15 protein-coding genes, 4 tRNA genes and 1 riboswitch are annotated in these 19,229 nt (G+C 60.4%); of the genes, 3 read left to right on the top strand and 16 right to left on the bottom strand.

The window, feature by feature from the left end; genetic code table 11:
* Positions 1–24 precede the first annotated feature (24 nt).
* The 3 genes from M1D99_RS07625 to M1D99_RS07615 form a co-directional block, all read right to left on the bottom strand.
* Complete coding sequence (locus M1D99_RS07625; protein WP_109753925.1) at positions 25–543, bottom strand: toxin-activating lysine-acyltransferase; 519 nt, start codon at positions 541–543, stop codon at positions 25–27.
* A gap of 9 nt (positions 544–552) precedes the next feature.
* Entirely contained in the window at positions 553–2,214 is a 1,662-nt protein-coding gene (locus M1D99_RS07620) for a ShlB/FhaC/HecB family hemolysin secretion/activation protein (RefSeq protein WP_458131596.1), read from the bottom strand.
* A 450-nt stretch (positions 2,215–2,664) separates the two neighbouring features.
* A tRNA-Arg gene (locus M1D99_RS07615) sits at positions 2,665–2,741 on the bottom strand.
* 527 nt (positions 2,742–3,268) lie between these two features.
* Here M1D99_RS07615 and M1D99_RS07610 point away from each other — a divergent pair.
* Positions 3,269–3,595, top strand: coding sequence for an Arc family DNA-binding protein (locus tag M1D99_RS07610; protein ID WP_186707061.1), 327 nt, complete (start codon positions 3,269–3,271; stop codon positions 3,593–3,595).
* An 809-nt stretch (positions 3,596–4,404) separates the two neighbouring features.
* Here M1D99_RS07610 and mgtE read toward each other — a convergent pair.
* Positions 4,405–5,847, bottom strand: a complete 1,443-nt coding sequence (mgtE, locus tag M1D99_RS07605; protein ID WP_060741018.1) for a magnesium transporter — start codon at positions 5,845–5,847, stop codon at positions 4,405–4,407.
* Positions 5,848–6,168: 321 nt separating this feature from the next.
* Here mgtE and M1D99_RS07600 point away from each other — a divergent pair, with 321 nt between their 5' ends.
* On the top strand, positions 6,169–6,672 hold the full coding sequence (locus M1D99_RS07600; protein ID WP_434574575.1) for a cell envelope protein SmpA: 504 nt from the start codon (positions 6,169–6,171) through the stop codon (positions 6,670–6,672).
* Positions 6,673–6,712: 40 nt separating this feature from the next.
* Here the strand turns inward: M1D99_RS07600 and M1D99_RS07595 are convergent.
* The 7 genes from M1D99_RS07595 to ltaE form a co-directional block, all read right to left on the bottom strand.
* A tRNA-Arg gene (locus tag M1D99_RS07595) sits at positions 6,713–6,789 on the bottom strand.
* A 72-nt stretch (positions 6,790–6,861) separates the two neighbouring features.
* Positions 6,862–6,938, bottom strand: a tRNA-Arg gene (locus tag M1D99_RS07590).
* Between the two features lie 107 nt (positions 6,939–7,045).
* A tRNA-Ser gene (locus M1D99_RS07585) sits at positions 7,046–7,136 on the bottom strand.
* Between the two features lie 62 nt (positions 7,137–7,198).
* A complete protein-coding gene (gene csrA, locus M1D99_RS07580; RefSeq protein WP_003178872.1) occupies positions 7,199–7,387 on the bottom strand; it encodes a carbon storage regulator CsrA in 189 nt (62 codons plus the stop codon).
* A 184-nt stretch (positions 7,388–7,571) separates the two neighbouring features.
* On the bottom strand, positions 7,572–8,813 hold the full coding sequence (locus tag M1D99_RS07575; RefSeq protein ID WP_053124398.1) for an aspartate kinase: 1,242 nt from the start codon (positions 8,811–8,813) through the stop codon (positions 7,572–7,574).
* Positions 8,814–8,903: 90 nt separating this feature from the next.
* Positions 8,904–11,525 (bottom strand): alanine--tRNA ligase, encoded by a 2,622-nt coding sequence (gene alaS, locus M1D99_RS07570; RefSeq protein WP_458131595.1) that lies wholly within the window; start codon positions 11,523–11,525, stop codon positions 8,904–8,906.
* A 146-nt stretch (positions 11,526–11,671) separates the two neighbouring features.
* On the bottom strand, positions 11,672–12,676 hold the full coding sequence (ltaE, locus tag M1D99_RS07565; protein WP_458131594.1) for a low-specificity L-threonine aldolase: 1,005 nt from the start codon (positions 12,674–12,676) through the stop codon (positions 11,672–11,674).
* Between the two features lie 269 nt (positions 12,677–12,945).
* A riboswitch (FMN riboswitch) is annotated at positions 12,946–13,113 on the top strand.
* Positions 13,114–13,211: 98 nt separating this feature from the next.
* Between ltaE and M1D99_RS07560 the strand changes: the two genes are divergently transcribed.
* Positions 13,212–13,721 carry a 6,7-dimethyl-8-ribityllumazine synthase gene (locus M1D99_RS07560; protein WP_186707065.1) on the top strand — a complete coding sequence of 170 codons (510 nt, stop codon included), beginning with the start codon at positions 13,212–13,214 and terminating at the stop codon, positions 13,719–13,721.
* 123 nt (positions 13,722–13,844) lie between these two features.
* On the opposite strand, the gene astE is transcribed toward M1D99_RS07560, so the two are convergent.
* The 5 genes from astE to astA form a co-directional block, all read right to left on the bottom strand.
* A complete protein-coding gene (astE, locus tag M1D99_RS07555; protein WP_186728848.1) occupies positions 13,845–14,852 on the bottom strand; it encodes a succinylglutamate desuccinylase in 1,008 nt (335 codons plus the stop codon).
* Positions 14,853–14,864: 12 nt separating this feature from the next.
* Positions 14,865–15,152, bottom strand: a complete 288-nt coding sequence (locus tag M1D99_RS07550; RefSeq protein WP_003178862.1) for a hypothetical protein — start codon at positions 15,150–15,152, stop codon at positions 14,865–14,867.
* A gap of 69 nt (positions 15,153–15,221) precedes the next feature.
* On the bottom strand, positions 15,222–16,568 hold the full coding sequence (gene astB / locus M1D99_RS07545) for an N-succinylarginine dihydrolase (RefSeq protein WP_458131593.1): 1,347 nt from the start codon (positions 16,566–16,568) through the stop codon (positions 15,222–15,224).
* 132 nt (positions 16,569–16,700) lie between these two features.
* The gene (gene astD / locus M1D99_RS07540) at positions 16,701–18,170 is read right to left on the bottom strand and encodes a succinylglutamate-semialdehyde dehydrogenase (RefSeq protein ID WP_458131592.1); all 1,470 of its coding nucleotides are present in this window, start codon (positions 18,168–18,170) and stop codon (positions 16,701–16,703) included.
* Positions 18,167–19,192 carry an arginine N-succinyltransferase gene (gene astA, locus M1D99_RS07535; RefSeq protein ID WP_434574570.1) on the bottom strand — a complete coding sequence of 342 codons (1,026 nt, stop codon included), beginning with the start codon at positions 19,190–19,192 and terminating at the stop codon, positions 18,167–18,169. Before astA ends, astD begins: the two co-directional genes overlap by 4 nt.
* Positions 19,193–19,229 lie beyond the last annotated feature (37 nt).

The raw sequence follows: 19,229 nt of genomic DNA, 5'->3' as shown, positions 1-19,229 counted from the left end.
GGCCCGCACGAGCAGTGGTTGGAGTTACGCTTCGATTGCCAGCGGATGGGCGGCAAACCAGGCCTGGGCCTGTTCGGGAATGACCCCGATGCCTTGGAATGTCTTGACCCGCAGGCCGCGCTCGTCGCCTCGGTGATAGAGGGCACGGGCGCAGCGATCGATAAAAAGATGACGTTGCAACAAGCGGCTCAATACCGCCGTGTGGCCAAAGGGAGCGACCCAGTCGTTGAGCCAGAGGCGCTCGCCGCTGTTCCAGTCGTCCTGGGTCAGCGCCAACGGCGACTGCCGCAGGTAGCGTTGCTCCGCCGCCTCGTCGAGGTTGAGCCAGGACAGGTAGAACACCGGCTTGCCGTGTTCGGAACCAAGCACGAACTGGCGATGCTTGAGCGCCGGCAGCAGCAGCGTTGGCAAGGTGTGCAACGGCGCGTCGCGATGGGCCTTGGAGTGCATCCACAACCAGGTGGCGGAGCCGAACACCGCGGCTTCGCTCCAAGGCTCGTCGATCAGGCCGGGGGCGATAATGTCTAGCGTCTCGAACTGCATGGAATCACCTCAGAATGACCAGATGACGGTGAACGCGCTGGTCACGTTGGCCGTCTCGAAACCATCGGGCTTCTTCAACGGCGTCCCCACCGACCAGTCATAGGACAGGCCTTTGTAACCGCCGCGTATACCCACCACGGCCCCCGCCAGGCGCTGGCCGATCAGGAATTCACTGGATTGGCCGCTGACCTCGCCATAGTCGATACCGGTGTAGAGTTCCTGGCCGGTCTGCCCCAGGGACAGGCCGATTTCGTTGCGCAGGGTCCAGCCACGGTCGGCGGACAGAATGTTTTCGCCATCGAAGCCGCGCACGCTGTAGCGCCCGCCGATGGAGAAACGATCCTGAGGCACCAGCGGCGTGCGGTTCCATTGCGCGCGCCAGCCGCCGATGTAGCGCAGGCGCTGATCGCCAACCTGGAACGGCACCTGCAATTGGGCATCGGCGGTGATGATCTGCGAGCGTGACGTGCCGGCGTCAAAGTCTTCTTCAGGCGCCCTGAGCGCATCATGGGCACCGGTGCCGCGACGATAAGCGACGCCCAGGTCAAGAATCGAAGCGCCAATGAACTCCCGATGATCCAACCCCAACTGCCAACCGGCCATGCGGCGTTTCTGGTTGCCGACTTCGGTGTCGTCGATGAAGTTCTCAGAGGAGCGCGTCCACAGGCTGCCCCAGGCCGTGGTCTTGCGAACGGCGTCACGGTACAGCAGGCGTGACAGGCGCACCTCGTTGTTGCGACTCTCGCCCCGGTACTGATAGGTCTGGTTGGCGCCGGCGACCGACTGTTCGTAGTTGTATTCGCTGCTGGTGAACCCCAACTGCCAATAACCGAACGGCAGCGAATAATGCAGCGTGCTGCCATCGGAGCCGCGATGGCCGGACTCGCCACCGCCCAAGTCATGGTTGACGCTGGCGTAGAACAAATCGTTGAGCGACAGCAGGTTGTCCAGGGACAGCGACACGTTGCCCTGGTATTTACCCGTGGTCTTGCTGCCCGAATTGTCCACCGACAGGCTCACCCGAGCGGGGAACCGCTGGCTCCAGGCGATTACCACGTCGCTCTCACCGGGTTTGGCGTCGGCGGCACGGGCGGGCGCGATCTTGATGTCGGCCTCGGCGGTCGGCACGCGCTTGAAGTTCTCCAGCGCCTGCTCGATGTCGCGCAAGTTGAGCAGATCGCCAGGACCGGCCGGCATCGCGTTCCAGGCATTGGCTCGGGAGCTGGTGCCCTCTTCGAAACGAATCTCACGGATGCGCCCCGGCACGAGGGTCAACACCAGGACCCCACTGTTCAGATCCTGGGCTTCGGCCAGTACGCGCGTGGTGACGTAGCCGGCCTCGATGATCGCATTCTGCATGCGTTTCATCGTCAGGTTGATCCCGTCGCCACCGAGGCAACGGCCAATGGCCGGATCATCCTTGGGGTTGGCGGCGCGCAACGCCCACTGGAATTGTTCCGACGCTTCGCCGATCAGGCGAATGTCATTGATGGCGAAGCAGGGACTCTCCTTGGCGGGCAAGCGCTCGACACCTTCATCCACGGGTGTCGCCTGCAAGCGCACGTCCGGCCGGGACTCCAACTGTTCCCTCAACACTCGTTCGCGTTCCTGCTGGCGCAGCAGCTCTTCTTCAGGCCCAGCCGCCTGTGCAGCGCTCCACGCGCCCGTCATCCAGGCCGCCATCAACAGCAGTGCGAGACGCCTGGCGTTCTGTGCGGATGAACGGGTTGCGTCAACACAACGGCGAGAGCTGCTCGGTTTACGCGTTCGGCAGGGTGCGGCTGGCTGCATGTCACATCCTTGTGGCCTGAATCAAAGAAACGGTGGGTCAGGCCTGCGAAATGCGGCACCGACATCGGTAAAAAAGAGGTACGAATCCATCGGCTACGAAGGAAAAGTCCTATAACGTACCGAGACGGTCAGATGGCAGAGGGGGGAGAAAGTTTCGCGTTACCGAAACAGGCTCGGTAAAAAAGAGCAAAAATGGGCAGTCGATCACAGCCTGGGGGAATGAGAGCGGTGCAAGGCACGCATGGCGCGCTGAAGGCGAAGATGATCGCTTGGGACGGGGAATGAAGCAGGGGAAAGTGAGCGGCAAACACGCTAACCCACTGTTTATAATGGTGTCCCAGGGCAGGTTCGAACTGCCAACCTTCCCCTTAGGAGGGGGATGCTCTATCCAATTGAGCTACTGAGACACGAGTCGACCACGAGGAATGCGGTGCGCGGAACGGCGTGCATGTTAACGACCTGCCCTGCGTTTGTCATGTCGTCCCTTTTTTAAGTGTAGGCAAAATGGTATTGCTCGGAAGGCTGGATAGGCCAGACAGCCATGCCTCGGCCACCATTCATCTGCCCCAGGCTTGTTCATCCTAGTAAATCGGCCATTTGCCACTATCCTGTACAAGACAGGGACGGCAGGCGTTTTTGTCCATTTCCGTTATCCGCCAAACGGTATGGCACAACGACACAATCTGACGGTCACAAAATGCGAACCTGTTGTTTTTTCCAACCAGTCCGCATTTTTTTGATGAAAGGTGCTGGCATAACGCCTTTACCCGGATCAGAATTTGTCACAGAATTGGCGCCAATGATCTGGCAATTTTGAGGCATGATGCGGGCCTCTTAACAATTCAGGTTGAACATTTGGCAACGGGGCTTGTCCTATCGACATCCTGCGGCCAATCCCAAGAACCGCTCCCCTGAACTAACCGGTTAAATAAATATGCGCCCAATGAAACAGGCAATTTATTCCAGCCGTACGGCTGACAAGTTCGTCGTACGTCTGCCAGACGGAATGCGGGAACGCATTGCCGAGGTGGCTCGTAATCATCATCGCAGCATGAACTCTGAAATCATTGCGCGCCTGGAGCAAAGCCTGATTCAGGAAGGTGCACTGGGTGAAGAGTTGAGCATGCGCCTGGACAGCCCAGAGCTGTCTTTGCATGAACGCGAGTTGCTTCAACGCTTCCGACAACTTTCCCACCGCCAGCAGAACGCCCTCGTTTCGCTGATTGCTCATGACGTAGAGATGGCCGCAGAGCCGAGCTGATCACACACAAAACACTCAAGCCAGCTTCGTGCTGGCTTTTTTATGCCTGGCGTTTGGCCCTCCCTCCTCCTCCACTTTCCTCGTACCCATAAGAAAGCCCGCCAGCCTGTGGGAGCTTGCTCGCGATAGCGGTGGTTCAGTCACATGGATGTTGGGCTTGCCGGCCCCATCGCGAGCAAGCTCGCTCCCACAGGGGTTCCGTGTTGGATATAAGTTTTGTGTTCACTGGAAATTGAATGTGGGAGCGAGCCTGCTCGCGATGGCGGTAGCTCAGTCAAATGGATGCCAGGTTTTCCGGCCTCATCGCGAGCTGGCTCGCTCCCACAGGGGTTCCGTGTTGGATATAAATTTTGTGTTCGCTGGAAATTGAATGTGGGAGCGAGCCTGCTCGCGATGGCGGTAGCTCAGTCAAATGGATGCCAGGTTTTCCGGCCCCATCGCGAGCAAGCTCGCTCCCACAGGGGTTCCGTGTTGGATATAAATTTTGTGTTCACTGGAAATTGAATGTGGGAGCGAGCCTGCTCGCGATGGCGGTAGCTCAGTCAAATGGATGCCAGGTTTTCCGGCCTCATCGCGAGCTGGCTCGCTCCCACAGGAGATCGCGGCCTTTAATAAGAAACAGGTCGGCTACCAGGCCGCCTCGGAGAACCCTAAGCAGCCGTTACCGCAGAAACGGATATGCGCACCACCCGCTTGGAAAAAGGCGATTAGACTTTTCAAAAAAAAACGGCGCTTTTCATTTCTGAAACAAGCGCCGTTTTTCCCAAGTGAACAGTATTACGCCAACAGGCGGCTTTCCCGATAAATGATCAAAGCAGAAAGATAGTCGCCAACCCCAGGAAAATGAAGAACCCGCCACTGTCGGTCACCGCGGTAATCATGACGCTGGCACCCATGGCAGGATCACGCCCCATACGGGCCAACGTCATGGGGATCAATACCCCCATCAATGCCGCCAGCAGCAGGTTGAGTGTCATCGCGGCCGTCATGACCACCCCCAGCGACCAGCTGCCATAAAGCAGATAAGCCACCACACCGATCACGCCACCCCAGATCACGCCGTTGATCAAGGAGACAGCCAGCTCCTTGCGCATCAACCGCGAGGTATTGCCGGTGCTGACCTGGTCCAGCGCCATGGCACGGACAATCATGGTGATGGTCTGGTTACCGGAGTTGCCACCGATACCGGCGACGATGGGCATCAGCGCCGCAAGCGCCACCAGCTTCTCGATGGAGCCTTCGAACAGGCCGATGACCCGGGAAGCCACGAACGCCGTGATCAGGTTGATCGCCAGCCAGGCCCAGCGGTTACGCAGGGACTTCCAGACCGAGGCGAAGATGTCTTCCTCTTCGCGCAGACCGGCCATGTTGAGGACTTCGCTTTCGCTTTCCTCACGAATCAAGTCGACCATTTCATCGATGGTCAAACGGCCGATCAGCTTGCCGTTCTTGTCGACCACCGGTGCGGAAATCAAGTCATAACGTTCGAATGCCTGGGCCGCATCGTAGGCGTCTTCGTCCGGGTGAAAGCTCACCGGGTCGCTGGCCATGACCTCGGCGACCTGCTTTTCCGGGTCGTTGACGAGCAGGCGCTTGATGGGCAGCACGCCCTTGAGCACGCCGTCATAGTCGACCACGAATAGCTTGTCGGTATGGCCGGGCAGCTCCTTGAGACGGCGCAGGTAACGCAAGACCACTTCAAGGCTGACGTCCTCGCGGATCGTCACCATCTCGAAGTCCATCAACGCGCCGACCTGCTCCTCGTCGTAGGACAGCGCCGAGCGCACACGCTCACGCTGCTGGCCGTCGAGGGCTTCCATCAGCTCGTGGACAACATCCCGTGGCAGTTCGGGCGCCAGGTCGGCGAGTTCGTCGGCGTCCATCTCCTTGGCCGCCGCCAGCAACTCGTGATCGTCCATGTCGGCGATCAGGGTTTCCCGAACCGAGTCCGACACTTCGAGCAGGATGTCACCGTCGCGGTCAGCCTTGACCAACTGCCAGACCGTCAGGCGCTCTTCCAGTGGCAGGGCTTCAAGAATGTAGGCGACGTCGGCGGAGTGCAGGTCATCGAGCTTGCGTTGCAGCTCGACGAGGTTCTGCCGGTGGACCAGGTTCTCGACCCGGTCATGATTCGGGCCTTCCTGGCGATGCGTCAGGTCTTCGACGACCCGCTGGCGCTGCAGCAGCTCAACGACTTGAGCGAGGCGATCCTGAAGGCTTTCCTGCGTTTTTTTTACTTCTACTTGGGTCATAGGCGAACTCCACTCCCAGCAGTGGAGCACGCCGGAAGGATCAATCAGTTAATTCATGATTGGCAAAACTAGATATTGAGTAACTACTGGGTAAGTCCATGGAGATATTCCAAAGCCCCGGCGGGGCTGACGGGCGCAATCATACACCGCTTGTCGCTTTAAAACGCTAAAAAATCATGGCAAGAACAAGCGCTTGCGAGACAAACCTGAACACAGGCTGAACCATCCCCTTACGACGACTTATTCAGAAAAGAAAACACACGCGCCGATAGGAATGCAGCGACTACCCTTTTCTCCTGCACCGTCAAGGAGGACGATCGGATGCCTGTCAGCCACTACCTGTTCCTGCTCGCCGCCCTGCCCTGCCTGCCGTTGTGGGCAGCCGGGCAGACCGTGCACCGCTGCGAAAGTCTTGCAGGGCACGTGACGTTCACCACCTTGAGCTGCGGCCCGGGAGAAGCCCTGTCGCTGCAGCAGATCCACCCGTACAGCCCTGGCACGAGCGAGCCGACGACCGAAGCGATGCTGCCCGAAGCGGAGCGCCGACAAACATCCGGCAACACAACCGCCCGCAAGGAACCGACCGTGGTTGGCCAGTTCCAGGACCGCTGCGGGAACCTCATCGATGCCAGGCAACGGCGCGATGCCATCCTGGAACGACGCATCGTCGTCGGCATGAGCCAACAAGACGTAGAGAGCGCCTTGGGCAAGCCAGATTCGATCAAAGTCAGGAATTCGAGCACACGCTATACCTACAAGGCGAAGAAAGGTCGCAGCGCCGAGGTTGTGTTCGATGAGAAGGGGTGCGTGAAAGGCAAATCGTAGACAGCAAAAAGCCCGCGTTAAACGCGGGCTTTTTGGTGTTTGGTGCACTCGACAGGATTCGAACCTGTGACCGCTCGGTTCGTAGCCGAGTACTCTATCCAGCTGAGCTACGAGTGCAAGTTGTGGTTTTATACCAGATCACAACTGGTTGAAGCCAAGTTATTTGCATTGCTGCAAACGACTCTTAAATGGTGCACTCGACAGGATTCGAACCTGTGACCGCTCGGTTCGTAGCCGAGTACTCTATCCAGCTGAGCTACGAGTGCATTTGTTGCCGCGCATTATAGGTCGTCAATTCCTTTTGTAAAGCGCTTTTTTCAGTAATTTCAACCACTTACCGATAAAGCCAGGTTCTGACGCACTAAACGAATAATGGCGGAGAACGGGGGATTCGAACCCCCGACACCCTTTTGAGGTGTACTCCCTTAGCAGGGGAGCGCCTTCGGCCACTCGGCCAGCTCTCCGCAACACGGGGCGTATATTAACCACCTTCATCCCCGTTTGCAAACATAAAAATCGATAAAAATTAATGGCTTGGTTCGTCGTCCTTCTCTTTCTTGATACGCAGGTAGATTTCCTCCCGGTGTACAGCGACCTCTTTCGGGGCATTGACGCCGATACGCACTTGGTTTCCTTTGACGCCGAGCACGGTCACGGTGATTTCGCCATCGCCAATAATCAGGCTTTCTGCACACCGACGGGTCAGAATCAGCATACCTTTCTCCTCACGCAATTCACTTAAGGGACAACAGTCTGCAAAAAAAAGGCATTGGACCTACAACCGAAACGGTCGAAGCCTACAGGCCTAGTATTGACCAGCGCGGGCAAAAGAACAGTTTTGAGACGCGCCATTCAGAAAAACAAAGGGCGCGGTCCAGCCGCGCCCTCAAGACAACGCTTTATTCGCCCTGTTGGACAGCAGCGTCGAGTTCGAAAGCCGTGTGCAGGGCGCGCACGGCCAGTTCCAGGTACTTCTCTTCGATGACCACGGAAACCTTGATTTCCGAGGTGGAGATCATCTGGATGTTGATGCTTTCCTTGGCCAGGGATTCGAACATGCGGCTGGCCACGCCCGCGTGGGAACGCATGCCGACACCAACGATCGAGACCTTGGCGATCTTGGTATCGCCCACCACTTCCCGGGCACCGATCTCGCCAGCGGTCTTTTTCAGGATCGCTTCGGCAGACTGGTAGTCGTTGCGGTGCACGGTGAAGGTGAAGTCTGTGGTGTTATCGTGCGAAACGTTCTGCACGATCATGTCGACTTCGATGTTCGCGGCGCTGATCGGGCCGAGAATCTTGAACGCCACGCCGGGGGTGTCTGGCACGCCACGGATGGTCAGCTTGGCTTCATCGCGGTTGAAAGCGATGCCGGAAATGATCGGCTGTTCCATGGATTCCTCTTCATCGATAGTAATGAGGGTGCCCGGACCCTCTTTGAAGCTGTGCAGAACGCGCAGCGGAACGTTGTACTTGCCGGCGAATTCAACCGCCCGGATCTGCAACACCTTCGAGCCGAGACTGGCCATTTCCAGCATTTCTTCGAACGTGATCTTGTCCAGGCGCTGGGCCACAGGCACGACCCGCGGGTCGGTGGTGTAGACACCATCCACATCGGTGTAGATCTGGCATTCATCAGCCTTGAGAGCCGCTGCCAGCGCCACGCCGGTGGTGTCGGAACCGCCACGGCCGAGGGTGGTGATGTTGCCCTGCTCGTCCACGCCCTGGAAACCAGCGACGACCACGACACGGCCAGCCTTCAGGTCACCGCGAATCTTCTGGTCGTCGATCTGCAGGATACGCGCTTTGTTGTGCGCGCTGTCCGTCAGGATGCGCACCTGGTTGCCGGTGTAGGACACCGCCGGCACACCACGCTTGATCAGCGCCATGGCCAGCAAGGCGATGGTCACCTGCTCGCCAGTGGAAACGATCACGTCCAGCTCGCGGGGAACCGGTTGCTGGTCGCCGCTGATTTGCTTGGCCAGATCGATCAGACGGTTGGTCTCGCCGCTCATGGCCGACAGCACAACCACCAGGTCATCGCCCGCTTCACGGAATTTCTTAACCTTGTCGGCGACTTGTTCGATTCTCTCGACAGTGCCGACCGAGGTGCCTCCAAATTTCTGTACGATCAAAGCCATTTCAAAGCCGCCTCTGCCCATGAAGGGCGCCCAATAATTCAATCAGCAGCGCGCGGGCTCGTCACTAGACCACGAGCCCGCGACGCTGCCTTAAATACCCTGCTCTACAAATGCAACGGTCTGGGCCAGTGCCGCGTCCAGTGCGCCGACGTCGGTACCACCGCCTTGCGCCATGTCCGGACGACCACCGCCCTTGCCGCCCACTGCCGCGGCGGCCTGCTTCATCAAATCACCGGCTTTGAGTTGGCCAGTCAGGTCTTTGGTCACGCCTGCGACGAGAACGACCTTTTCCTCATGGACACTGCCGAGCAGGATCACTGCGCGGCCGAGTTTGTTTTTCAATTGATCGACCAGCGCCAACAGCGCCTTGCCATCCTGGCCGTCCAGACGCACGGCCAGCACCTTCACGCCCTTGACGTCCACGGCCTGGGCCGACAGATCGTCGCCCGCGGCGCTGGCGGCCTTGGCCTGCAACTGCTCGAGTTGCTTTTCCAGCAGGCGGTTGCGTTCCAGCACAGCCGACAGCTTGTCGATCAGGTTGTCGCGGCTGCCCTTGATCAGGATGGCCGCTTCCTTGAGTTGTTCTTCGGCCGCGTTGAGGTACGCCAGGGCCGCAGCGCCGGTAACCGCTTCGATCCGGCGCACGCCGGAGGCCACGCCGCCTTCGCTGATGATTTTCATCAGGCCGATGTCACCGGTGCGGTTGGCGTGGATGCCACCGCACAGCTCAACGGAGAAGTCGCCCATGCTCAGCACGCGCACGCTGTCGCCGTATTTCTCGCCGAACAACGCCATCGCGCCCTTGCGCTTGGCGGTCTCAATGTCGGTTTCTTCGGTTTCTACCGGGGAGTTCTTGCGAATCTCGGCGTTGACGATTTCTTCCAACGCCTTGAGCTGCTCAGGCTTGATGGCTTCGAAATGACTGAAGTCGAAGCGCAGGCGCTGACTGTCCACCAACGAACCCTTCTGCTGGACATGCTCGCCCAGCACCTGGCGCAACGCAGCGTGCAGCAAGTGCGTGGCGGAGTGGTTCAGCGATGTCGCGTGACGAACCTCGGCATCGACATGGGCCGCCACGGGAGCGGCGACCATCAAGCTGCCCGACGCCAGCACGCCATGGTGCAGGAAAGCACCACCGGTCTTGGTGGTGTCACGCACGTCGAAACGCGAGCTGCCCGCTTGCAGGTAACCGCTGTCGCCGATCTGGCCGCCGGATTCGGCGTAGAACGGCGTCTTGTCCAACACGATCACGCCTTCCTGGCCTTCGCTCAGGATGTCCACCGACTGCCCATCCTTATAGATGGCAACGATCTTGGCCGAACCGGTGGTGCCGGCATAACCGGTGAACTCGGTGGCCACGTCAACCTTGACCAGGCTGTTGTAGTCCATGCCGAAGGAGCTGGCGGAACGCGCGCGCACCCGCTGGGCTTCCATCTCGCGCTCGAAACCATCCTCGTCGAGGGTCAGGTTGCGTTCGCGGGCGATGTCGCCAGTCAGGTCCATCGGGAAACCGTAGGTGTCGTACAGCTTGAACACCACGTCGCCCGGGACCACGTTGCCCTTGAGTTCGGCCAGGTCCTGCTCGAGGATCTTCAGGCCTTGCTCCAGGGTCTTGGCGAATTGTTCTTCTTCCGCCTTGAGCACGCGCTCGATGTGCGCCTGCTGGGACTTGAGTTCCGGGAAGGCTTCGCCCATCTCGGCCACCAACGCTCCGACGATCTGATAGAAGAAGCTGCCCTTGGCGCCCAGCTTGTTGCCGTGACGGCAGGCGCGACGGATGATCCGGCGCAGCACATAACCGCGGCCTTCGTTGGAAGGCAGCACACCGTCGGCGATCAGGAAACCGCAGGAACGGATATGGTCAGCGACGACTTTCAGCGAAGCCTGGTTGTCGTTGGTGCAACCGATGGCCTGGGCCGACGCGCTCAGCAGGCTCTGGAACAGGTCGATCTCGTAGTTGGAGTGAACGTGCTGCAGCACCGCACTGATCCGCTCCAGGCCCATGCCGGTGTCGACCGACGGCGCTGGCAGCGGATGCAACACGCCATCGGCGGTGCGGTTGAACTGCATGAACACGTTGTTCCAGATCTCGATGTAGCGGTCGCCGTCTTCTTCCGGCGAGCCGGGTGGGCCGCCCCAGATGTCGGCGCCGTGATCGTAGAAAATCTCGGTGCAAGGACCGCATGGGCCGGTGTCGCCCATGGTCCAGAAGTTATCGGAGGCGTAAGGCGCGCCTTTGTTGTCGCCGATGCGCACCATGCGCTCTGCAGGGACACCGACCTCTTTGGTCCAGATGTCATAGGCTTCGTCGTCAGTGGCGTAGACCGTTACCCAGAGCTTCTCCTTGGGCAGGTTCAGCCACTTGTCGGAGGTCAGGAAGGTCCAGGCGAAGGTGATGGCGTCGCGCTTGAAATAATCACCGAAGCTGAAGTTACCCAGCATTTCGAAGAAGGTGTGGTGACGTGCGGTATAGCCGACGTTTTCCAGGTCGTTGTGCTTGCCGCCGGCACGCACGCACTTCTGGCTGCTCACTGCACGGGTGTAGGCACGTTTTTCCTGGCCCAGGAAGCAGTCCTTGAACTGGTTCATCCCCGCGTTGGTGAACAGCAGGGTCGGGTCGTTGCCCGGAATCAAAGAGCTGGAGGCTACTCGAGTGTGGCCTTGCTCTTCGAAGAAGCGAAGGAAGGCTTCACGGATTTCTGCGCTTTTCATTAGGTTCTTCCACGGAGGCTGCGGCCAAAGGCCTGTGCAAAACGTCAACAGACGAAGCAACGGCAAAGGGCCGCATTATATCGGCCCCGCGCGTGGGGTACAGCGTGTTTATGCAATAGAAACTGTCAATTGACCCGATTGGCGGGTCATTGGTGGGAAAATTCGACGAAAGTGGCGACCACCTGGTCGATTTGCGCCGCGCTCACGTCCATGTGCGTCACCATTCGCAAGCGTGGCGCCGCGCTGAGCTTGACGCCCCGCTCATCGGCAAACGCCTTGATCGCCTCGGCCCGCTCGCCCATCTGCACGTAGACCATGTTGGTCTGCACCGGCTCGACCTCGTAGCCCGCCGCGCGCAAGCCCTCGGCAAGCCGCTGGGCATTGGCGTGATCATCGGCCAGGCGCTGGACGTTATGGTCCAGGGCATACAGCCCCGCCGCCGCGAGAATCCCGGCCTGGCGCATGCCGCCACCGACCATCTTGCGCAGCCGGCGCGCCTTGCCGATCAGCTCGACGCTGCCGCACAGGACCGAGCCCACCGGCGCGCCAAGGCCCTTGGACAGGCACACCGACACCGAATCGAAATGTTGCGTGATCTGCCGGGCATCGACATTCAACTTGACCGCGGCGTTGTACAGCCGTGCCCCGTCCAGGTGCAAGGCCAGGCCATGTTCCTGGGTGAAACGCCGGGCCCGGGCCAGGTATTCCAGCGGCAGCACCTTGCCCTGCATGGTGTTTTCCAGAGCCAGCAGGCGGGTGCGGGCAAAGTGGAAGTCATCGGGCTTGATCGCCGCGGCGACCTGCGCCAGGTCCAGGGAACCGTCCGCCTGTACCTCGAGAGGCTGAGGCTGGATCGAACCGAGCACCGCCGCACCGCCACCTTCGTACTTGTAGGTGTGGGCCTGCTGGCCGACGATGTATTCATCGCCACGCTCGCAGTGGGCCATCAACCCCAACAGGTTGCTCATGGTGCCGGTGGGCACGAATAGCGCCGCGGCGAAACCCAGGCGTTCGGCCAGTTCGGCTTCGAGGCGATTGACGGTCGGGTCTTCGCCATACACATCGTCGCCGGTCGGCGCACTGGCCATGGCATCGAGCATGCCGGCGGAAGGTTGGGTGACCGTGTCGCTGCGAAGATCGATAACACTCATGAATCTGGCCTCGGGTGCTGTTTGGGGAATTCCCTTTCGAAGGACAATTACTGCGGGCATGGGCAAGAATAATCAAGCCCGCTCGAAGTAATTTCCGTGGCGAGGGAGCTTGCTCCCGCTGGACTGCGAAGCAGGCCCATCTTTTGCGGCTGCTTCGCAGCCGAGCGGGAGCAAGCTCCCTCGCCACAATGTGTGCTCAAGGCTTCCAAGTCATGCACTGCACCGGAATATGTGTTAAAAATCGTCCGCCGTTACAAAATGTGGCGGCAAAACGTTCTCAGGGCGGGGTGCAACTCCCCACCGGCGGTAATTGCACGCAACGTGCATAGCCCGCGAGCGCTTGGCGGTACATCACTGTTGGGGTGTAGCGACAAGGTCAGCAGACCCGGTGTGATTCCGGGGCCGACGGTCATAGTCCGGATGAAGAGAGAACGGGATCGACACCCAAGGGCCGACTGCGACTCCGTGCGCGGCGTACCCTCGAATCCCCTTCGATTCATGACGCCCTGTTTTTCACACAAACAGGAACCAGAACATGCAACCCACTGCAATCGACAGCAAAAGCAAAAGTCATCCGGGCGAGCGCGTCGCGTTCATCCAGGCCTGCTGGCACAAGGAAATCGTCGACCAGAGCCGGAAAGGCTTCGTCGCCGAAATGATCCTCCAGGGTTACCAGGAAAGTGATATCGACTTCTTCGAAGTCGGCGGCGCCTTCGAAATTCCGCTGCACGCCAAGCTGCTGGCCAAGTCAGGCCGCTACGCCGGCATCGTCGCCGCCGGCCTGGTGGTGGACGGTGGTATCTACCGCCACGAGTTCGTCGCCCAATCGGTCATCAGTGGCCTGATGCAGGTGCAACTGGAAACCGAAGTGCCGGTGTTCTCGGTCGTGCTCACGCCGCATCACTTCCATGCCGGGGACGAACACCAGAAGTTCTTCTTCGAGCATTTCGTGCACAAGGGCCAGGAAGCGGCGAAGACCTGCGCCGATACCTTGCACAAGACCCGGGCGTTGCGACGCAGTGAACAGCGAGCGGTAGCGGTGTAAAAGCGGCTAAAAAACCTGTGGGAGCGGGCTTGCTCGCGAATGCGGTGTGTCAGTTAACAAATATATTGCCTGACACATCGCATTCGCGAGCAAGCCCGCTCCCACACTGGAATGAGGTGGGTTTTAGACCAGGCTTTCGTCCGTCGTCGGCACGATCAGAATGCCAGCCCGCAAGCCATTCTTGACCTTGGGGTTCGGGAAGATGATCCGCGCGCCCTCCTCTTCGATCACCCAGCGGGTCTGGGCGATGTCTTCGGCCAGCACATAGCCTTTTTCAAGCTCGGAGAAGTTCTCGACATCCGCCGGCAGGTTAAGGCGGAAACTGTCGCTGTGCTTGATGATTTCCCGGGCCACGCTGAACAGCTGGAGGCCATCGAGACCCTCGTCCAACTCCGGCTCGTTGCCTTCGATGATCTGGTGCAGGCCAGTTTCCAGCAGGCTGACGTTGACCCCGTCGTTCTGCCCGAATGGCCGGGCCTTACCCAGCTCCAAGGTGAAGGATTCGGCACCGAGCTGATCGTAGGTATAGGCACTGAACACGATGGACGGCTTGTTCTGCAGCAGCACCGCCTCCATGCCCGCGGCACGCAGGCGCGCCAGTTCCCGGCGTGAATGCTGGCGACCTTCTTTCCATGGATAGAGGGCGAACTGCTCGATTTTCGAGCCACGAATCGCAGTGTGCAGGTCGTAATGCAAGCGACTGCGCTCCGGCCGGCTGAAGAAACTGGCGGCCAGCCGCTCCAGCTCACAGGCCCGCAGCGCTTCAGGACCACCGCTCAACTCATGGCGACCATTGAACAGCCGGTTGACGTCCTGTTCGACGAAACGCTCACCGCGCCGGATGGCCTCGGGGTTGCCGAACAGGAACAGAATGCGTGCCCGGGGTTTCAGGTCACCACGGGCAATATCATGCAGCAGGCGGTCGAGCAATTCGATCGGCGCGGTTTCGTTGCCGTGGATGCCGGCCGACAGCAGCAGGTCCAGGCCGTTGTCCCAGGCTTCGGGCGGCTTGACCTCCAGCGCGCCCTCGCTCAACCAGCGCATCCGTACGCCTTCGACAGTCAGTTGAGTCTTCTCCGCCGGTTCACGGCCGGCGAGGGTCAGTTCAAGCAGTTTGCCGAGGGCGAGCATAGCGCGGTTTCCTTAATGGTCGTGGCCGCAATCCGGGCCATGGACATGGTCATCGTCGCCGACGTCCGCCGGTTCCATTTCCAGTTGCAGGCTGACCAGGTTGGTCGCCAATGGACGCAACAACAGGTTGGCGTATTCCTCGTCCCCTTCCTCGACGTCAACGCCGATCAGCAGCTGACCGCGGCCATCCTGCTGGATCCACAATTCCTTGCCTTGCCACATCACCGCGACGCGGGTGCAGGAGGTTTCCAGTTGGGTGCCGTCGGTGTCTTCAAGGATCAGCTGCAGGGTATCGCTCATGTCTTTACATTCTCGTCTGGGGATAAGGCAACGCGCCCTGCTTTGACTGTAGTCAGGTCGCGCGCGCTTTCAATTGATCTGGAAAGGATAAACCGCGCCAAGTTTAAGGATTTGTGTCAGTTCATCCAGTGCCCCGCGGCATTCGAGCAGCAACTGCGGGTCTGCCAGGTCATTCTCGGTCATGCGGTCGCGGTAGTGACGCTCGACCCATTGGGTCAACGACTCGTACAGCGGCGCGGTCATGATAACCCCTGGGTTGACGGCCGCCAGTTCGGTTTCGTTCAGCGCTACACGCAATCTCAGGCAAGCGGGGCCGCCGCCGTTCTGCATGCTTTGCTTGAGATCGAAGACCTTCACTTCGCGAATCACCCCGCCAGACCCCGTCAGGCCTTGCAAGTATTGCCAGACGCGTTCATTGCCACGGCATTCCTCCGGCACGATCAATAGCATCGAGCCGTCGGGGCGCGACAGCAACTGGCTATTGAACAGGTAGGAACGAACCGCATCATCGACGGTGACCGCCGAACGCGGTACGCACACCGATTGAAATTTCCCACCGACCTTGGCGAGTTTGCTGCTCAATTCGGCCAGCATCTTGTCGGTCTCGAGAAACGCGTCCTCGTGATAGAACAGCACTTCGCCATTGCCCACGGCGATCACGTCGTTGTGGAACACGCCTTGGTCGATCACCGACGGATTCTGTTGCGCGTAGACCACGCCCTCCTCCCGCAGACCGTGCAGGCGCGCAACCGCCTGGGAGGCTTCGAGGGTCTGGCGTGCCGGGTACTTCTGCGGTGCGGGGTAACGGGTGTCGAAGGCACTGCGACCGAAGACGAAGAATTCGACGCCGGCCTCGCCGTAGGCGCGGCAGAAACGGGTGTGGTTGGCCGCGCCTTCATCACCGAACTGCGCCACCGCCGGCAACGCGGCGTGATGGGCGAAGTGTTGTGGGTTGGCGAACATCGCCCCCAGCACACGGCTGGTGGTCGGGTGCTCGATGCTGCGGTGGTATTTGCAGTTCAGGTTGGCGGCGGTGAAGTGCACGCGGCCATCAGCGGTGTCGGCGCTCGGGCTGACCGTGGCGGCGTTGGCCACCCACATGCTTGAGGCCGAGCAACTGGTGACCAACAGTGGCATCGCTTCTTTCGCGGCCTGCTGGATGACTTGGGCATCGCTGCCGGCAAAGCCCAGCCGGCGCAGGGCCGCCACGTCCGGGCGTTCCTGCGGTGCAAGCACGCCTTGCTGGAAACCCATGTCCATCAGCGCTTTCATTTTCGCCAGGCCTTGCAACGCCGCTTCCTTGGGGTTGGAAGACTGCTGGCTGTTGCTCTGGGAGGCGACGTTGCCGTACGAGAGCCCGCCGTAGTTATGGGTCGGCCCCACTAGACCGTCAAAGTTGACTTCATAGGATTTCATCAGCGAGGCTCCACGAGAATCTGTTTTTTATAGGCATCAATAACAACCGAGTCGCGGCTATCGCGGGCAAGCCTTGCTCCCACAGGTTTTGCATAACTCCTGTGGGAGCAAGGCTTGCCCGCGATGGCGGTCTCAAGACATGCGCACACCGGGGGTCAAGGCAGCCGGCATGACCAGGCTCGGTGTCTCCAGGGAAGCCACCGGATAAGCGCAATAATCCGCCGCGTAATAAGCGCTGGCGCGATGGTTGCCCGAGGCACCGACGCCGCCGAACGGCGCGCTGCTGGCGGCGCCGGTCAGCTGTTTGTTCCAGTTGACGATACCGGCGCGGCTTTGCAGCCAGAACTGTTGGTAACGGTCCTGGGAATCGGACAGCAAGCCGGCGGCCAGGCCATATTGCGTGTTGTTGGCTTCGGTAATCGCTGCGGGGAAATCCTTGTAGCGGATCACTTGCAGCAACGGCCCGAACAACTCTTCGTCGGGACGCTCGGCCACGGCCGTCACGTCCAGGATACCCGGCGTCAGCAATGCAGCCTGGGCCTGCGGCTGAGTCATGGCCAACAGCGGCACGGCGCCTTTGCCCAGCAAATGGTTTTGCGCATCCATCAGCGCCTTGGCCGCGCCCAGGGAAATCACCGAGCCCATGAACGGTGCCGGTTGCTGGTCGAAGGCACCCACTTCAAGGGTCGAACTGACCGCCACCAGGCGCGCCAGCAAGGCGTCGCCCCAGGCACCTTCCGGCACCAGCAGGCGGCGCGCACACGTGCAGCGCTGCCCGGCGGAAATGAAGGCGGATTGGATAATGGTGTAGACCGCCGCATCGACGTCCGCCACCTCATCCACCACCAGTGGGTTGTTACCGCCCATTTCCAGCGCGAGGATCTTGTCCGGGCGCCCGGAAAACTGTTGGTGCAGCAAGTTCCCGGTGCGGCTGGAGCCGGTGAAGAACAGCCCGTCGATGCCCGGGTTCGCCGCCAGGGCGATACCGGTTTCCCGCGCGCCTTGCAGCAGGTTCAGCACGCCCGCCGGCAAACCCGCCTCGACCCAGCACTTGACCGTCAGCTCGGCGACTTTCGGCGTCAGCTCGCTCGGCTTGAACAACACGCAGTTGCCGGCCAGCAGCGCAGGCACGATGTGGCCATTGGGCAAATGGCCAGGGAAGTTGTAAGGGCCGAACACCGCCACCACACCGTGGGGTTTGTGGCGCAGCACGGCGGTGGCGTCGCCCAGGGGGCCGCTCTTCTCGCCGGTCCGCTCGCGGTAGCTCTGCACCGAAATCGCGACTTTGTTGACCATGCTGGTCACCTCGGTCGCCGCTTCCCACAACGGCTTGCCGGTTTCTTCACCAATGCACCGGGCCAGTTCGTCAGCATGGCTCTTCAGGGACGCGGCAAAGGCCTCCAGCACCTGGATGCGTTCATCCAGCGAGCGGCGCGCCCAGTCCGGGAACGCCTGGCGCGCGGCCTGCACCGCCGATTCCACCTGCGCCGCAGTGGCACCGTTGCCCGACCACAACACCTGCTGGGTGACTGGGTTCAACGACTCGAAGAGGTCGCCCTGGCCTTCCAGCCAGCTACCTGCGATGTACAACGACTTCATCATTTCGACTCCCGGGCAGCAGACAACGCGACGGCACGCACTTGATCGCCGGCGTTGAGTTGAAGACGTTTGGCGGTCAGTGGATCGACCACCAGTGTGCCTGCGGCAAAGCGCGCCGGTGCCGCGGTGATGCGGCAGTCTTCGCGCTTGCGGTTATGGATGAGGAACGGCGTGGCGTCATCGCCCGGCGTGCCGATGGCCAGCACCAGCGCCTGGCTGTCGCGAATCGCGCGGATCTTGCCGGTTTCGCATTCCACCGCCGGGCCGGCGTCGAAGATGTCGACGTAACCCTGGTAGCTGAACCCTTCGCTTTTGAGCATCGACAGCGCCGGTTCGGTATCTGGATGAACCTGGCCAATCACGGCCCGGGCATCTTCGGACAAGAAGCAGGTGTACAGCGGAAACTTGGGCATCAGCTCGGCGATGAACGCCTTGTTGCCAACGCCGGTCAGGTAATCGGCCTGGCTGAATTCCATCTTGAAGAAATGCCGGCCCAGGCTTTCCCAGAACGGCGAACGCCCGTTGTCGTCGGACATGCCGCGCATCTCGGCGATGATCTTGTTGCCGAACAACTGCGAGAATTCGGCAATGAACAACAGCCGCGCCTTGGCCAGCATCCGGCCGTTGAGGCCATTGCGGAAGTCGGCGTGGAGGAACAGCGAGCACAGCTCGGAATTGCCGGTCAGGTCGTTGGCCAGGAACAACGTCGGGATTTCCCGATAAATGTTCAACTCCTGGGACGCACTGACCGTCAGGCCGACCCGGAAGTTGTACCAGGGCTCACGCAATCCCACCGCGCCGGCGATGGCGGAAATGCCCACCACGCGACCGTCATCGTCTTCGAGCACGAACAGGTAGTCCGCGTCACCACGCCCGGCTTCGCCGCGAAAGGTCTTCTCGGCCCAGCCGACCCGATGGGCCAGGCGTTCTTCGTTGGCCGGCAAGGTAGTCAGGCCGGTGCCCGTGCTGCGGGCCAGGGCGATCAGAGCGGGTAAGTCGCTGCTGCGTACGGGACGAACGATCATGCTATCTCCTCAGACGGGCCGCTCTCGCCACCCGCGA

This window comes from Pseudomonas sp. R3-41 (assembly GCF_054161485.1).
This window is presented reverse-complemented; position numbering and strand designations above follow the sequence as displayed.

Bases quoted from the DNA above. Each gene is read 5' to 3' on its own strand.
- astB (WP_458131593.1), bottom strand. From the start codon at position 16,568: ATGAAATCCTATGAAGTCAACTTTGACGGTCTAGTGGGGCCGACCCAT.
- mgtE (WP_060741018.1), bottom strand. From the start codon at position 5,847: ATGACCCAAGTAGAAGTAAAAAAAACGCAGGAAAGCCTTCAGGATCGC.
- ltaE (WP_458131594.1), bottom strand. From the start codon at position 12,676: ATGAGTGTTATCGATCTTCGCAGCGACACGGTCACCCAACCTTCCGCC.
- M1D99_RS07600 (WP_434574575.1), top strand. From the start codon at position 6,169: ATGCCTGTCAGCCACTACCTGTTCCTGCTCGCCGCCCTGCCCTGCCTG.
- astD (WP_458131592.1), bottom strand. From the start codon at position 18,170: ATGATGAAGTCGTTGTACATCGCAGGTAGCTGGCTGGAAGGCCAGGGC.
- M1D99_RS07550 (WP_003178862.1), bottom strand. From the start codon at position 15,152: ATGAGCGATACCCTGCAGCTGATCCTTGAAGACACCGACGGCACCCAA.
- M1D99_RS07560 (WP_186707065.1), top strand. From the start codon at position 13,212: ATGCAACCCACTGCAATCGACAGCAAAAGCAAAAGTCATCCGGGCGAG.
- M1D99_RS07610 (WP_186707061.1), top strand. From the start codon at position 3,269: ATGCGCCCAATGAAACAGGCAATTTATTCCAGCCGTACGGCTGACAAG.
- csrA (WP_003178872.1), bottom strand. From the start codon at position 7,387: ATGCTGATTCTGACCCGTCGGTGTGCAGAAAGCCTGATTATTGGCGAT.
- M1D99_RS07575 (WP_053124398.1), bottom strand. From the start codon at position 8,813: ATGGCTTTGATCGTACAGAAATTTGGAGGCACCTCGGTCGGCACTGTC.
- alaS (WP_458131595.1), bottom strand. From the start codon at position 11,525: ATGAAAAGCGCAGAAATCCGTGAAGCCTTCCTTCGCTTCTTCGAAGAG.
- astA (WP_434574570.1), bottom strand. From the start codon at position 19,192: ATGATCGTTCGTCCCGTACGCAGCAGCGACTTACCCGCTCTGATCGCC.
- astE (WP_186728848.1), bottom strand. From the start codon at position 14,852: ATGCTCGCCCTCGGCAAACTGCTTGAACTGACCCTCGCCGGCCGTGAA.
- M1D99_RS07620 (WP_458131596.1), bottom strand. From the start codon at position 2,214: ATGACGGGCGCGTGGAGCGCTGCACAGGCGGCTGGGCCTGAAGAAGAG.
- M1D99_RS07625 (WP_109753925.1), bottom strand. From the start codon at position 543: ATGCAGTTCGAGACGCTAGACATTATCGCCCCCGGCCTGATCGACGAG.